General features: G+C 37.6%; 12 protein-coding genes. 6 read left to right on the top strand and 6 right to left on the bottom strand.

Annotated features, from left to right (window positions below; genetic code table 11):
• Window positions 1-11: 11 nt before the first annotated feature.
• Window positions 12-530: a DUF7935 family protein gene (locus tag PXG98_RS14780; protein WP_276392329.1), complete on the top strand. Its 519-nt coding sequence runs from the start codon at window positions 12-14 to the stop codon at window positions 528-530.
• Window positions 531-541: 11 nt separating this feature from the next.
• Here the strand turns inward: PXG98_RS14780 and PXG98_RS14785 are convergent, their stop codons facing one another.
• Together PXG98_RS14785 and PXG98_RS14790 are read right to left on the bottom strand one after the other, a co-directional pair.
• Window positions 542-1,456 (bottom strand): patatin-like phospholipase family protein, encoded by a 915-nt coding sequence (locus PXG98_RS14785; RefSeq protein WP_276392331.1) that lies wholly within the window; start codon window positions 1,454-1,456, stop codon window positions 542-544.
• On the bottom strand, window positions 1,453-3,537 hold the full coding sequence (locus tag PXG98_RS14790; RefSeq protein WP_276392333.1) for a M1 family metallopeptidase: 2,085 nt from the start codon (window positions 3,535-3,537) through the stop codon (window positions 1,453-1,455). The genes PXG98_RS14785 and PXG98_RS14790 overlap by 4 nt, the downstream gene beginning before the upstream one ends.
• A gap of 81 nt (window positions 3,538-3,618) precedes the next feature.
• Here PXG98_RS14790 and recG point away from each other — a divergent pair, with 81 nt between their 5' ends.
• Window positions 3,619-5,724, top strand: a complete 2,106-nt coding sequence (recG, locus tag PXG98_RS14795) for an ATP-dependent DNA helicase RecG (protein ID WP_276392335.1) — start codon at window positions 3,619-3,621, stop codon at window positions 5,722-5,724.
• 47 nt (window positions 5,725-5,771) lie between these two features.
• On the opposite strand, the gene PXG98_RS14800 is transcribed toward recG, so the two are convergent.
• Window positions 5,772-6,884 (bottom strand): DUF2911 domain-containing protein, encoded by a 1,113-nt coding sequence (locus PXG98_RS14800; protein ID WP_276392338.1) that lies wholly within the window; start codon window positions 6,882-6,884, stop codon window positions 5,772-5,774.
• A gap of 345 nt (window positions 6,885-7,229) precedes the next feature.
• On the opposite strand from PXG98_RS14800, the gene leuC reads away from it, so the two are divergent.
• Genes leuC through leuB form a run of 4 tightly spaced genes read left to right on the top strand, consistent with a single transcriptional unit; the run spans window position 7,230 to window position 11,905 of the window.
• Entirely contained in the window at window positions 7,230-8,639 is a 1,410-nt protein-coding gene (gene leuC / locus PXG98_RS14805) for a 3-isopropylmalate dehydratase large subunit (protein WP_276392341.1), read from the top strand.
• Window positions 8,640-8,663: 24 nt separating this feature from the next.
• The gene (leuD, locus tag PXG98_RS14810; protein ID WP_276392343.1) at window positions 8,664-9,260 is read left to right on the top strand and encodes a 3-isopropylmalate dehydratase small subunit; all 597 of its coding nucleotides are present in this window, start codon (window positions 8,664-8,666) and stop codon (window positions 9,258-9,260) included.
• Window positions 9,261-9,295: 35 nt separating this feature from the next.
• Window positions 9,296-10,813, top strand: coding sequence for an alpha-isopropylmalate synthase regulatory domain-containing protein (locus tag PXG98_RS14815; protein WP_276392345.1), 1,518 nt, complete (start codon window positions 9,296-9,298; stop codon window positions 10,811-10,813).
• Between the two features lie 36 nt (window positions 10,814-10,849).
• Complete coding sequence (gene leuB / locus PXG98_RS14820; protein ID WP_276392347.1) at window positions 10,850-11,905, top strand: 3-isopropylmalate dehydrogenase; 1,056 nt, start codon at window positions 10,850-10,852, stop codon at window positions 11,903-11,905.
• Window positions 11,906-11,984: 79 nt separating this feature from the next.
• Here the strand turns inward: leuB and PXG98_RS14825 are convergent, their stop codons facing one another.
• From PXG98_RS14825 to ilvN, 3 genes are read right to left on the bottom strand one after another with little or no spacing between them, the layout of a single operon-like run.
• The gene (locus PXG98_RS14825) at window positions 11,985-13,577 is read right to left on the bottom strand and encodes an NADP-dependent glyceraldehyde-3-phosphate dehydrogenase (RefSeq protein ID WP_276392350.1); all 1,593 of its coding nucleotides are present in this window, start codon (window positions 13,575-13,577) and stop codon (window positions 11,985-11,987) included.
• Window positions 13,578-13,616: 39 nt separating this feature from the next.
• Window positions 13,617-15,092 carry a ketol-acid reductoisomerase gene (ilvC, locus tag PXG98_RS14830; protein WP_276392353.1) on the bottom strand — a complete coding sequence of 492 codons (1,476 nt, stop codon included), beginning with the start codon at window positions 15,090-15,092 and terminating at the stop codon, window positions 13,617-13,619.
• A 28-nt stretch (window positions 15,093-15,120) separates the two neighbouring features.
• Entirely contained in the window at window positions 15,121-15,648 is a 528-nt protein-coding gene (gene ilvN / locus PXG98_RS14835; protein ID WP_276392356.1) for an acetolactate synthase small subunit, read from the bottom strand.
• Window positions 15,649-15,653 lie beyond the last annotated feature (5 nt).

A 15,653-nucleotide genomic window follows, 5' to 3' on the forward strand; every position in this document is an offset into this window, starting at 1 on the left:
TTACTTCAAAAATGACTGGAGACGGAATATTTCAACTCTTTGCTTTTCTTTTACCAGCAGTAGTTACAGGCGCTGTTGCTTTTTATTTTTTTAGACTTCATACCCGCAACGAAGAAGGAAGGAGAAGGTTTCTCTTGCATAAAGATTCACAGAAAAATACACTCCCAATTAGACTTCAGGCCTATGAGAGAATGGCACTATTTTTAGAGAGAATTGCTATTCCCAGTTTGGTAGTTAGAGTGGCTCCCAAATCTACTAACAAAAACGACTATGAGCAATTACTTACCAGAACCATTGAAAAAGAATTTGATCACAATCTTTCGCAGCAAATATATATGACTGATGAATGCTGGAATATAATTAAGGCTGCAAAGAATGCTACAATACAATCTATACGTAAGGCCGGAATGAGCGAATCGGACAACGCTGACAAATTAAGAGAAGACATTCTAAATGCTACTATGGATAAACAGTCCCCTTCGGCAACTGCCTTGGCCTATGTTAAAAAGGAAATAGGGGAACTCTGGTAAATAAAAAAGATCTAAGTTTCATGTTCTGGATCTATTGCGCTTAGTTGTTGGTTTTTAGACTGCGCAAAAGCAAAGCCAGAATCCCACCATTTCGTCATCTTATCTTTATCAAAAATTAAAGAATTAGTAGTAAGTACTACTGGAGTGTAATAAAAATTAATGATGGCATCGTGGTTGTTTGCTACAAATTTGCCAATTCTAATATTTTGTCTTTCAATTCTGTCGAGCATAAAAGCAAACATGGAAGTTAATAATGCAAAAGGGTTTTTAGAAGGAAGTCTATTCAGATGAGTAATTTCTGTCTGTAAAACAATAGCATCTACTACAGTTGCACCTCTTTTTATGGCTTCTTCAATGGGTACCATGCTTCCAAGTCCACCGTCGGCATACTCGCAACCATCTTTTCGCACAAGAGTCATAAATGGTGTATAATTGCAAGAAATCCAGATCCATTCACAAAAGTCATCGTATCCAAAGTCCTTTATAGACTTGTATTCTACCGTGTTTAATGAAAGATTGGAGACGGTAACCACTATATCCTTAAAATCGTTTTTTAATACTCGAAACTCTTCAAGGCTTAAAGTTTCTCTAATTAGTGTCAAAAGATTGTGACTTTCTCCAAAAGTTAGACTGCCATTATAAAAATTCTTTAAAACATTCCAATGGTTTATACCAATGGTATCCATTCCATGTTTTTTCTGAATAATAAAGGGACAGTTGCTAAAAATACTGTGCTGATCTACCGAAGTATAAACCTGTTTTATTTTTTCAATTTCGCCCAGAGCTAAGTGTGAAATAAGCAAGCTTCCGGTAGAAGTCCCTAGAAAGAGGTCATATTTGTATTTTAATTCCTCCATTAGGTATTGGGCTACCCCTCCGGCAAATGCTCCTTTACTTCCCCCCCCAGAAATAACTAAGGCTCTCATTTAGTTTTAACTTTAGTTTTAATATAGCGCAAATTAGAATTATTAGTATCCTTTAATATTTCTAAGATACGTTCCTTTTCATTCTCGTCCGCTAACAGATCGTTTAAAAGTTTTCTAGCATAGTTTCTAAATCGCCAAAAATGATGGTCGGCAGCTTCCATTAGATCTATCAAATTATTATCCCGTAAAGGAAAAAGACTTATAATCATGCCAAAGGCATTTTGCCTGATTTCGTAGGCATATTGAGGGGAAGTATACCCAAACAACTCACTGGCAAAGTTCTGTAAATCCGCATCTGAAGCATAATCTTTGGTTATGAGCGCCAAAGAAAGCCAAAGCAGCCTAAGACTATAATTTGGCAGGCCATAGGTCTCTTTGGTCTTATCAAGATATGATTTGCGGTATTCTGGAAAGGAAATCCAAAGTCTATAAAGTGCATTTTCTTGGGTAACATAACTCTTATCATTCAGGAGGGATTCAAAATAAGTCCTCAATTCCTGGGGAACTCGATCTTTAGAAACAGACAGCGCCCTGCGGACTAGGAGATTATTTTCTTCAAAAACATTTATTAGGAAGGGTATATCTATGGATTTTCGATATTTTAATAATACCCTCTCCTTCTGTGTTTCAGATGCGCTTTTCCACCATGGCTGAATTACTTCTTGGTTTTTTTCGCTTTCTGTGATAAGCAAACGTTCTAAATCTAAATAATCATTAATATCCTCTGATTGGTCCCTAAGTAATTTTATAGCTTGGTCATAAGGAAATACCGTACCTACTAACCATTCTTCTTTAAAGTCCCTTAATGAGGTGTTAGAAACTTCCTCTAGTATTTCTAAAAAGTTGGTCACTGTGACTGTCTGATAACCATATCGGTGCAGATAGGTCTGCATTCCTAGCTTGAAAACTTCCTCTCCCAGCTTATTTGATAAGATAAAAAGTGCCCATGCCCCCTTCTCGTAAAATGTTATACTACTCGCTAAGGGATTTGTAAGAGCCTCTCCCTTGGCCTCCAAACTTAAATTATGTAGTTGTAATGCAGTATCATAAAGTTTCCAATAAAAATAATCCTCCCCAAATAGATGTTTTTCGGCTAATAAGGCGTAGTAGGTTGCGAAACCTTCATGTAGCCAATGATGACTAGCATCCTTTTCAGTAACCATATTACCAAACCACTGATGTGCCAACTCATGCGCATTTACATTGACATAATTTCGATCTAAAAAAGAAATAGAATCGATTACATAAGTATCTGCAAAGATTGTAGCTGTAGTGTTTTCCATCCCTGCGTAAAGAAAATCTCGCACTGGAACCTGCTTGTATACCTTCCATGGAAAAGGCACACCGATTTCCTTTACCATAAAATTAAATATCTCTTCCGAATATCTATAAGTTGGCTCTATCTTCAGACTATCCTCAGGATAGCTATAAAGGATTATAGGAATGCCAGATTTACTGCTTAGTTCGCTTTTATTATAGTTCCCAATAACAAAGGCCAGCAAATAACTACTCATTGGTGATAGCATACTAAATTTCCATCTCTTACGTCCATTTTTTGTCTTTGTTTTTAACAGCTTGCCACTTGCAATAACCTCATAATCAGAATTAAAGGTGACTTCTAAGTTAAATAGAACCTTGTCTGACATGTCATCTATAGATGGTACCCAATGACTATTTTCCTTACCCTGTCCTTGAGTCCATATCTGATTTTTAGCCTTTGTTCCTTCCCAACCAATAAAATATACTGCGTTTTTGGGAATCACTTCATATTCAATAGCGATGGAATACTTTTTATTTTTCTTAAACTTATTCCATATAATAAGCTTATTGTGTTCTTCTTTAAAAGGAATTTTTTTTCCATTCAAAAGAAGGGAAGTATACTTCATATCTACCGCGTTCAGGAAAAGAGAATCGCTATCCTGTTTAACTAGCAAACGGTATTTCACAGAGCCATTTATTTTATACGAGAGGGTGTCTATAGTAATTGAAATATCCGCTTGAACAAAATCAATATTTGATTGCTTCTGACAAAATATAACACAGCTAAAAAAAGATATAAAAAGATATATAAGGGGTCTCATAAAAGGTATTCGTAATTGAATAATTCAAATTTAGCATTTTACTGTATTGCAGTTGTATGCGCGAACTACTATTTTCGTTTTATGAACGGAAGCTATTTGCAAACTCCAATAAGCTATTTAAAAGGCGTAGGACCTAATAGAGCCAGTATACTACAATCCGAGCTTAACATACAGAGTTATCGCGACCTGCTTCACCATTTCCCTCACAGGTATATAGATAAAACGAAATACTATACCATTCAAGAGCTTCTAAAGGGAAATGCTGAAATACAATTAGTTGGTAAAATAGTACATCTTAGAACAATTGAGCAAAAAAGGGGAAGTAGATTAGTTGCCAGATTTGAGGATACTACCGGGCAAATGGAATTGGTTTGGTTTAGAGGACAACGTTGGATCAAGGAGAATATAAAGCTTAACACCGCCTATGTTATTTTTGGCCGTGTTAACTGGTTTAATGGTGTTTTTTCTATGCCTCATCCAGAAATGGAACTACTAAGCGAGCATCAAAAAGGGATAAAAGTAGCCTTGCAACCTATATATCCATCCACTGAAAAATTAGTTGCCAAAGGAATATCAAATAGAGTAGTTGGAAAATGGATGAAGCAGCTTTTTACAGAAATGCCGGGCTCTTTTAGAGAAACACTTTCCGATAATCTTCTAGAACAGCTAAAACTTTTAAGCAAATCAAAAGCCATGTTCCACATTCATTTTCCCAAAAACATAGAATATCTAAACAGGGCACAGTTTCGATTAAAATTTGAGGAATTGTTTTACTTACAATTATTACTTCTTTCCAATAAACTTGCGAGAAAACGTAAAATAAAAGGGCATGGATTTCCAAAAGTTGGAACTCTTTTTAATAATTTTTACACAAACAATCTACCCTTCGACCTGACTTCTGCACAAAAAAAAGTAGTAAAGGAAATTAGATCGGATCTCGGAAGTAATGCTCAAATGAATAGACTTCTTCAGGGCGACGTAGGCTCTGGAAAAACTGTTGTAGCGCTAATGGCCATTCTACTTGCCATCGATAACAACTTCCAAGCTTGTCTTATGGCGCCTACAGAAATCCTTGCCAACCAGCATTTTAGTGGGATAAAAGAATTACTTGGACAACTTCCGGTAAATATTGAAATCCTGACGGGATCAACAAAGCAAAAAGACCGAAAACGAATACATGGCGCTTTAGAAGATGGGACTTTAAACTTACTTATAGGGACACATGCTGTTTTGGAAGAGAAAGTTAGGTTCAAAAGTCTTGGATTGGCAATAATTGACGAGCAGCACAGGTTTGGTGTAGCACAAAGAGCCAAACTTTGGCATAAAAATGCTATTCCACCTCATGTTCTGGTAATGACAGCCACCCCAATTCCCAGAACCTTGGCAATGAGTCTATACGGAGATCTTGATATCTCCGTAATTGATGAACTACCTCCGGGAAGAAAATCTGTTAAAACGGTACTTAGGTCTGATAAAAATCGATTAAAGGTCTTTCAATTCATTCGAGATGAAATCAGAAAAGGAAGACAAGTATATATTGTTTACCCCCTAATTAAAGAATCTGAAGCTTTAGATTACAAAGACCTTATGGATGGTTATGAAAGTCTGATAAGGGATTTTCCATTGCCAAACTATCAAATATCTATTGTACATGGAAAGATGAAAGCCGCAGATAAGGACTATGAGATGGACAGGTTTGTACAAGGAAAAACACAGATTATGGTAGCCACAACGGTCATTGAAGTGGGTGTAAACGTGCCCAACGCATCTGTAATGATTATTGAGAGTGCGGAGAGGTTTGGCCTTACCCAGTTGCACCAACTAAGAGGAAGAGTTGGTAGAGGTGCGGAACAGAGTTATTGCATATTAATGGCCGGTCATAAATTGTCTTCTGAAGCCAAGACAAGACTTGAGACTATGACACGTACTAACGATGGGTTTGAGATCGCCGAAGTAGACCTAAAACTAAGGGGGCCTGGAGATCTTATGGGTACGCAACAAAGTGGTATTCTAAATTTGAGAATTGCCGATATTGTTAAAGACAATACCTTGCTTCAACGAGCCCGATTCTGTGCAAAACAATTATTAAAAGAAGATCCAAAACTAGAAAATTCTTCGAATCAAAATATTAAAATAGCCTTTCAGCAATTTCTTCAAAAAAAAGATATTTGGAATTATATTAGTTAAGAGCCGAAGAAGAATATCCGGCTCTTTTTCTTTTCTACTGAGTCGTTTTAATTAATATCCTTTCCTTCTTGCAGTAATGCCATATTTCTCACAATGGCATCTTTATTTATTTGATCGGGAGCTCTTTCCTGAGCAATTGCAAGATGTTTAAGGGCTTTTGAATAATCATTATTAGCCGAATAACCTCTGGCAAGACCATAGTCTACCGGCCATTGCCCTTTATGATTTTTTGCATTCATCTTAAAAATCTCTAATGCCTTTTCTTTTTTTCCTTGAGCAATCAACTGTCGGCCGTAAGCATGCGTTTCTAATACCGTCGCCATCCCCAGAGCTTCATCCATGGTAGCATTTGCCTCAGCTAAATTTCCTTGTTTTTCCAATATTCTGGATTTTATGCTAAGATTATTAAAGGTCTTTTGACTGAAAAACTGTCCCTCAATGGCTGCATCAATCCAAGCCTCTGCTGTTTCCAAGTCTCCTCCATTATTTAATGCGAAGTTCGCAGCTCGCTCCCACGATTGCCTTGTAAAACCAGGAGAGTTTTGTAGTTTTTTCTTCAAGTCGTCCATTACAATAGCCGTCACATTCACCTCTACGGTGAATGGAATCTCTTTTTCGCCCCATAATAGGGATATTTTGGATGAAGTTGGTTTTATCTCAGAGAATACATAAGTAAGTTCTTCTGTATGTGGAATCTCATTTGTATTTACCTTTACGCGAAGTGCATCCTGTGCTGGATCATAGAAGTAACTTCCCCAAGCTTCATAATCCTTAGAAAAAATAATCTCAGCGGTATTATCCTCCATAATCACCATATGAAGTCCATAATTTCCTTTTGCCAGAGGTTCCCCTTCTATGGAGACATCATCTGTAAATTCTATTACCGTATTTTCATCAGCTCCTGCTCTCCAGGGAGATTCTTGGGCTGTACCAAATCCAAGATTATTCATACCATAAGGAACCAAATTTCCCCATATTTCGCGTTCTCTTACAGATGGCCTGGAATAAGAAATAGAAATATCCGTAATTCCAATTGTTTGCAGAACTTTTGCCTGTTGACTGCCTCTAGGCATGTTTAGTTGTGAATTGGAAGGAATACTAAACAAAAGCATAAATACGCTTAGGAGTAGTCCTCCATTAAAATAATTGTTGTTCATCATACTGTTTTTTAATGTTGAATATTAGGTGTTAGTGGTTTAAATATAAGGGTAGTAAAAGTGGACAGTTGTTATACTTCTGTTAAAGATGCTATTATAATGTTAAAGCAATTAAACATCCCAGAGAATACAAATAAAAAAGCATTACTAAATTGAAGGTTTAAATCATACAAGTCAACATAATCATTTAGGGCCTAATAATTTATCTATACAATTGTTTTTCAGTGCTTTAACACACATTATATGAAATTGGACATCGTAATTTTGGGCCTCAGGAAAATGATCATTTTAACTACCTTCATACATTTGTTAGTCGAACATTAAGCTTATTTTCTTAATAATTGATTTATGAAAAAAACACTATTTGATAAAGTCTGGGACTCACATGTTATCAGAAGTATTGATAAGGGACCCGATGTACTTTTTATTGACCGGCATTTAGTGCACGAAGTAACAAGTCCAGTGGCCTTTTTAGGCTTAAAAAATCGGGCTAGTAAAGTCTTATATCCAAACAGGACTTTTGCCACGGCAGACCACAATACGCCAACCATAAACCAACATTTACCTGTTCAGGATCCATTATCGGCAAATCAATTGAGAGCTTTAGAGCATAATGCGATAGAGAACAATATACCATATTGGGGCTTGGGACATGAAAAAAATGGAATTGTACACGTAATTGGTCCGGAGAATGGTATCACCGTTCCAGGAGCTACCATTGTTTGTGGCGACTCCCATACCTCTACCCACGGTGCCTTCGGAGCAATTGCATTTGGCATTGGAACATCAGAGGTAGAAATGGTTTTGGCCACACAATGCATAATGCAGCCCAAGCCAAAGAAAATGAAAATTCAGATAGATGGCAGCTTAAATAAGGCTGTAACACCAAAAGATGTGGCCTTATATATAATCTCACAACTCAGCACTTCTGGTGCCACAGGATACTTTGTTGAATATGCTGGAGACATTTTTAAAGAGATGTCTATGGAAGGAAGAATGACTGTTTGTAATTTGAGTATTGAGATGGGCGCTCGTGGCGGAATGATTGCACCAGATGAGAAGACCTACAACTACATTAAAGACAGAGAGTTTACACCCAAAGGTGAGGCATGGGATAAGGCGATGGAATACTGGAATACTCTGAGTACCGATGTAGGTGCCGTCTTTGATAAAGAAATTCGCTTTAATGGAAATGATATAGAACCCATGATTACCTATGGAACGAATCCTGGAATGGGTATGGGTATCTCTGGAGGAATACCAAGTTCGGGCTCTCTAGAGGGAGGTGTTGCCACTTACAAAAAATCTCTGGATTATATGAATTTCCAGGAAGGAGATAATATGCTTGGAAAAAGCATTGATTTTGTATTCTTGGGAAGTTGCACCAATGGTCGAATTGAAGATTTTAGAGCTTTTACAAGCATCATTAAAGGGAGAAAAAAAGCAGAACATGTTACAGCTTGGTTGGTACCAGGATCCCATAAAGTAGAAGAAGCAATTCGAGAAGAAGGCCTTTTAGATATTATTCATCAAGCCGGATTTGAACTAAGAGAACCTGGTTGTAGCGCTTGTTTGGCTATGAATGATGATAAAATTCCAGCAGGAAAATATGCAGTGAGTACTTCCAATAGAAACTTTGAAGGAAGACAGGGTCCCGGCTCAAGGACCTTATTGGCCAGTCCGCTTGTAGCAGCTGCCGCTGCCGTTACTGGGAAGGTTACAGATCCTAGAGAATTAATGGTTGAAGAATCGGTATAACCTTATTTAAAAGAAACAATAAAAATGGCTTACGATAAATTTAAAGTCCTAAAAAGTACAGCAGTACCTCTACCAATTGAAAATGTAGATACAGACCAAATAATCCCTGCCCGCTTTCTAAAAGCCACGGAAAGAAAAGGCTTTGGAGATAACCTCTTTAGAGATTGGCGATATAATCCAGACAATAGCCCGAAAGAACAATTTGTTCTTAATAACCCTATTTACAGAGGTAAAATTTTAGTTGGCGGTAAGAATTTTGGTTCGGGTTCGTCAAGGGAGCATGCTGCATGGGCGATATATGATTACGGTTTTCGCTGTGTGGTTAGTAGTTTTTTTGCTGATATTTTTAGAGGAAATTGCTTGAATATTGGTGTACTACCTGTGCAGGTTAGTGCAGAATTTTTAAATGAAATTTTTGAAGCTATCGAAGCAGATCCCAATACGGAATTTGAAGTAGACCTGAAAAATCAGCGTTTTACTATTTTGGCAAGTGGCGCAAATACTAATTTCGAGATCAACGATTACAAAAAAGAAAATCTTCTCAATGGTTTTGACGATATTGATTATCTGTTGAATATGAAAGACGAAATTGAGGAATATGCACTTAAAACTCCTCTTTAAAGTTCCATACTAAATGGAGCGTTTTTTGACAAGCCATGACTAAAAAGAAGATTGAAATAATGGATACCACACTTCGGGATGGGGAACAGACCTCCGGAGTATCCTTTACCGCGTCTGAAAAACTTACCCTTGCAAGACTTTTGATCGAAGATCTTAAGGTAGATAGGATAGAAATTGCCTCGGCACGTGTTTCGGATGGAGAATTCAATTCTGTAGTTCAAATTACAGACTGGGCCAAAGATGCAGGGCACTTAGAAAAAATTGAAGTGCTGACTTTTGTAGATGGCGGCCTTTCCTTAGAATGGATGAAGAATTCCGGAGCGGTAGTTCAAAACTTATTAACCAAAGGCTCTCTAAATCATCTCACCTTCCAACTTAAAAAAACTCCGCAGGAGCATTTCAGCGATATTGCCGAAATTTTACAGAAGGCAAAAGAACAAGGTATTAAGACAAACGTTTATCTAGAAGACTGGAGTAATGGTATGCGAAATTCTAGTGCATACGTCTTCGAATATCTAGATTTTTTAGCCACGCAGCCAATTGAGAGAGTCTTATTGCCCGACACTTTAGGTATTCTTACACACAAAGAAACTTTTAGTTTTATAGACAAAATCGTAAAAAAGTATCCTAAACTCCACTTTGACTTTCATGGACATAACGACTATGACCTTAGTGTTGCAAATGTCATGGAAGCTATAAACGCAGGATGTCATGGCCTTCATTTAACGGTTAATGGGATGGGTGAAAGAGCTGGTAATGCTCCCTTGGCAAGTGTAGTTGCGGTAATCAACGACTTCCTACCAGAAATTGAAATAAATGTAAGGGAATCTTCCTTGTACAAGGTCAGTAAATTAGTTTCTAACTTCACCGGCTTTAGTATCCCTGCAAACAAACCTATTGTAGGGGATAATGTTTTTACACAAACTGCTGGCATACATGCTGATGGAGACAATAAAAAGAACTTATACTTTAATGATTTACTTCCGGAAAGATTTGGCAGAAAACGAAAGTATGCCCTGGGAAAAACCTCTGGAAAAGCGAATATTCAAAAAAATCTTCAAGAATTAGGACTTAGTCTTAATAATGAGGAGTTGAAAAAAGTTACACAACGAATTATTGAGCTAGGAGATAAAAAGGAGAAGGTAACCAAAGAGGATTTACCCTTTATTATTTCGGATGTACTAGATAGTGAAGCTTATAAAAATCAAGTAATAATAGATTCTTATGTCCTTACACATTCAAAAGGTCTTAAGCCATCCACTACAATCTCCGTGACGATAAACGATGAATCATTTGAGGAAAATGCCCAGGGGGATGGACAATTTGATGGTTTTATGAACGCTCTGCGAAAAGTTTATAAAAAGAGAAAAATAGAATTGCCAAATTTAACAGACTACGCCGTTCGGATCCCTCCAGGCAGTAATTCTGATGCCTTATGCGAAACTATCATCACCTGGCAAGATCAGGACAGAGAGTTTATTACCAGAGGCTTAGATTCGGATCAAACCGTGTCTGCCATTAAGGCGACAGAAAAAATGCTCAATATTATATAAAACAAACTATCCATAAATAGTAAATACGTAACTTAAATGAAATTAGACATTGCCCTTTTATCCGGAGACGGGATAGGACCTGAAGTAATAGAACAAGCAGTAAAAGTTTGTGATGCTATTGCAAAAAAATATGACCATCAGATTAATTGGAAACCTGCATTAACCGGTGCTACAGCCATTGATGCAGTTGGCGATCCATATCCAGATGAAACACACGACATATGCGCCTCCTCGGATGCAGTATTGTTTGGGGCTATCGGACATCCTAAATTTGACAATGATCCCTCTGCCAAAGTGAGACCAGAACAAGGTCTCTTGCGCATGAGACAAAAACTAGGTTTATTTGCAAACGTAAGACCTACCTTTACCTTTCCTTCTTTAATTGACAAGTCCCCCTTAAAAAGAGAACGCATAGAGGGTACCGACTTAGTATTTCTCAGAGAACTAACTGGTGGCATATACTTTGGAAAGAGAGGAAGAGAAGACAATGGTAACACAGCCTATGACACCTGTACCTATACAAGAGCAGAAATACAACGTTTGGCTAAAAAAGGCTTTGAGATGGCCTTAAAACGTTCAAAAAAACTATGCTGTGTAGATAAGGCAAATGTACTGGAATCCTCCCGCTTATGGCGAGAAACAGTTCAGGCCATGGAAAAGGATTATCCAGAGGTAACGGTTTCTTATGAGTTTGTGGATGCTGTCGCTATGCGGTTAGTACAGTGGCCCAATGACTACGACGTACTTATTACGGAGAATTTATTTGGAGACATCTTAACGGACGAGGCGTCCGTGATTTCTGGCTCTATGGGATTAATGCCCTCGGCCTCCTTGGGTGAAAAAATTGCTTTGTACGAACCAATACATGGCTCCTATCCACAGGCAGCCGGGAAAGACATAGCAAATCCTCTGGCTACAGTCTTGTCCGCAGCCATGCTTTTTGAAGATTTTAATTTAACAAAAGAAGCAGAAGAAATTAGAAAAGTGGTAAACGATTCTTTGGCAGAAGGTATTGTAACAGAAGATTTAGCCGAGGGTAGAAAAGCCTATAAGACTAGTGAAGTTGGCGATTGGCTTGCTTCTAAGATATAAACTATAATTTATTACCAAAAAAAAGCCAGAGAAGCGAAACGGAACTTCTCTGGCTTTTTACATTTATTAATTTTTATTATCACAATAGATAATCTGTGCTGATAAAATTTGAAAGTTTTGTTTCTAATAGTTTTTCCAGTATCTCCTTATTCAGATTGGTATCCTTAGATGCTACAAAGGTTCTAATTGAAAAAGATCTTAAGGCATCGTGCACACTTAAGGTGGCCACTGCCGAATCTTTACGTCCTGTAAATGGATAAACATCGGGACCTCTCTGGCAAGAACTGTTTAAATTAACTCTACACACCAAATTAGCTAATGTATCAATCAGTGGTGCAAGCGTGTATACATCACTGCCAAAAAGGCTAACCTGTTGTCCGTAATTAGATGCAGCCATATCATCTAAGGGCTCTTGAATATCATCGAAAGAAAGTACGGGTACTACTGGTCCAAACTGCTCTTCTTCATAAATTCTCATGTTTTTTTGAACCGGATATAAAACGGCTGGCCAAATATAGTTCTCACTCTTCTCTCCTCCTTTTGGATTCAATATTTCTGCCCCCTTTTCTAATGCGTCATCAATAAGCTCTTTTATGTACGCTGGCTTACCCGGCTCTGGCAATGGCGTAAGGCTTACTCCTTCATCCCAGGGATTACCATATTTAAGAGCATCTACTGCCGCAGCAAATTTGGAATTAAAAACGTCCACCACATCTGAATGAACATAAATAACTTTTAACGCTGTACAGCGTTGACCGTTAAATGAAAGTGCGCCTGTAATACATTCAGCTATAGCCAAGTCTAAATCTGCATCCGGAAGTACAATAGCTGGATTTTTTGCTTCAAGACCTAGCACCAAACGTAGTCGGTTACTTTTAGGATGCTGATTTTGAAGTGCATTGGCGGATAGACTATTACCAATAAGAGCTAAAACATCTATTTTTCCGGTCTTCATTATAGGACCTGCTATGGCCCTACCCCTGCCAAAAACAATATTAACAACGCCTTTTGGAAAGCTCTCTTTAAACGCTTCTATTAGCGGACTTATCAATAAAACACCCTGTTTAGCTGGTTTAAAAACAGCTGTATTACCCATAATAATAGCGGGAATCAACAAGCAAAATGTTTCATTTAAAGGATAATTATATGGCCCCAGACATAGTACAACTCCTAAAGGACCCCTTCTAATATGGGCGTAAACCCCACCATTTTTTTCAAACTTAGCGGAATCACGATCCAGGTTTTTGTAATCTTCAATAGTATCGTATATATATTCAATAGTTCTATCGAATTCCTTAATAGAGTCATTTAAGGATTTACCAATCTCCCACATCAATAATTTAACCACTTCATCTTTCCTGGTTTCCATTATTCTAACGAACTTCTCCATACACTCTATACGATCGCTAACCTTCATAGTTGGCCAAACCCCCTGACCCTTGTCGTAGGCATCAACAGCAGCATCCAAAGCCATTAGAGCTTCTTTTTCTGCCATATCAGGGACTTTACCAACCAGTGTTGGAGAATATTCTTGTGTACTACTAATGGTAGATATTACATCAGCGGTTGGGCCATTCCATTCTAGAAGCTCACCATTAATAAGGTACTCTTTCTGAATTAGCGGTGCACTTATCTTAAAATGATCAGGAATTCTATATGCGGTAGTTTCCATTATATGTCTTTTAAAAACCTCCATTTAGAGGCATTCCAATTAAACTATTGGTTTCATCGCAGTCATAGACTCTCTTAGTCTATCTCCTATAACTTCCACCGGATGTGTTCTTAGAGCTTTATTAACTGCAATCAGTTTAGCATTATCTACTCCGGTATCCTCCCCTTCGCCATAAGTCTTTCCAATAACATCGACCGTGATTCCTTTCATAAAATCGGTCAATAGAGGTTTACACGCATGATCAAAAAGATAACAGCCATATTCGGCAGTATCTGAAATAACTCTATTCATTTCAAAAAGCTTCTTTCTGGCAATGGTATTGGCAATTAAGGGTGTCTCATGTAGAGATTCATAGTATGCCGATTCTCCTATTATACCAGACTCTGTCATAGACTCGAAGGCTAGCTCCACCCCTGCTCTTACAAATGCCACCATTAGAACGCCGTTATCATAATAGTCCTGTTCCGAAATTGTATCGTTCCCTGCAGGTGTTTTCTCAAAAGCAGTTTCACCTGTTTCCGCTCTCCAGCTCAACAAATTTTTATCGTCATTAGCCCAATCTTCCATCATTGTTTTTGAAAAATGCCCACTCATAATATCATCCATATGCTTATGAAAAAGTGGTCTCATAATGTCTTTTAATTCTTCTGACATTTCAAAGGCTTTAATTTTTGCAGGATTAGAAAGTCTGTCCATCATGTTAGTAATTCCGCCATATTTTAGACCTTCTGTGACAGTTTCCCAGCCGTATTGAATTAACTTAGAAGCATATCCGGGCTCAATACCCTGTTCAATCATTTTATCAAAACATAGTATCGAACCTGTTTGTAATAAGCCACAAAGAATGGTTTGTTCACCCATTAGATCAGATTTAACCTCCGCAACAAAAGAAGATTCAAGCACTCCTGCTCTATTTCCTCCTGTGGCCACGGCATAAGCTTTGGCCTGCTCAAGTCCTTTCCCTTGTGGATCATTGTCTGGGTGCACAGCTATTAAGGTGGGAACTCCAAAACCCCTTTTATATTCTTCCCTTACCTCTGAGCCAGGACACTTAGGTGCCACCATGATTACCGTAAGATCCTTTCGAATCTGCATTCCTTCCTCAACTATATTAAATCCATGTGAATACGAAAGGGTAGCACCCTCTTTCATCAAAGGCATAACAGCATTTATTACGGAAGTATGTTGCTTATCTGGCGTTAAATTTATAACCAAATCGGCCTGTGGCACCATTTCTTTGTAGGTTCCAACCGTAAAGCCATTTTCTGTTGCATTAATATAGGACTGTCTTTTATTTTGTATAGCACCATCTCGCAGGGTATAGGAAATATCAAGACCAGAGTCTCGCATGTTTAAGCCTTGGTTAAGCCCCTGTGCCCCACATCCAACAATCACCACTTTTTTAGACTTCAGTGCTGTAACGCCTTCCGAAAATTCACTTGCTTCCATAAAACGGCACTTACCTAATTGTAAAAGTTGATCTCTTAGGGATAGGGTATTAAAATAATTTGTCATTTTTAAATAAATATTTTAGTTAGTTGTTTTAAGATTGATACGCTTCATTAATTATAGCGGTTATAGGCATTTCTGATTTAGTAACTGTTATTCTCCCAGATCGTACAAATTGCATAATACCAAAAGGTTCTAATTTATCATGCATTTCATCTATCTCATGTCTTCTGCCAGTTTTGGCTAAAACGAAGTATTCCCGAGATACCGTAACAATTTTGGATTTGCTCTCGGAAATTATGTTTTGAATCTGAGGTTCGTCAAACAAAAGATGAGAAGCAATTTTAAACAAAGCGGATTCCTGATAAATAGTTTCATCATCCGTATGATAAAATGCCTTGATTACTTCAATTTGTTTTTCTATCTGAGCCACAATTTTTCTGGTCCAGTCTTCAGTTGTATTCACAACAATAGTAAACTTGGAAACATGTTCTATTTCCGACTTGGATACATTTAGACTTTCAATATTAATGTGTCTCTTTAAGAAGATTCCGGAAATTCTATTTAATAACCCAACATTATTCTCAGCATATACTGAGATAGTAAACCATTCTTTTTTCATTTCTT

The sequence above is a fragment of the Eudoraea chungangensis genome, from assembly GCF_029360665.1.
In the GTDB taxonomy this organism is placed as follows: domain Bacteria; phylum Bacteroidota; class Bacteroidia; order Flavobacteriales; family Flavobacteriaceae; genus Eudoraea; species Eudoraea chungangensis.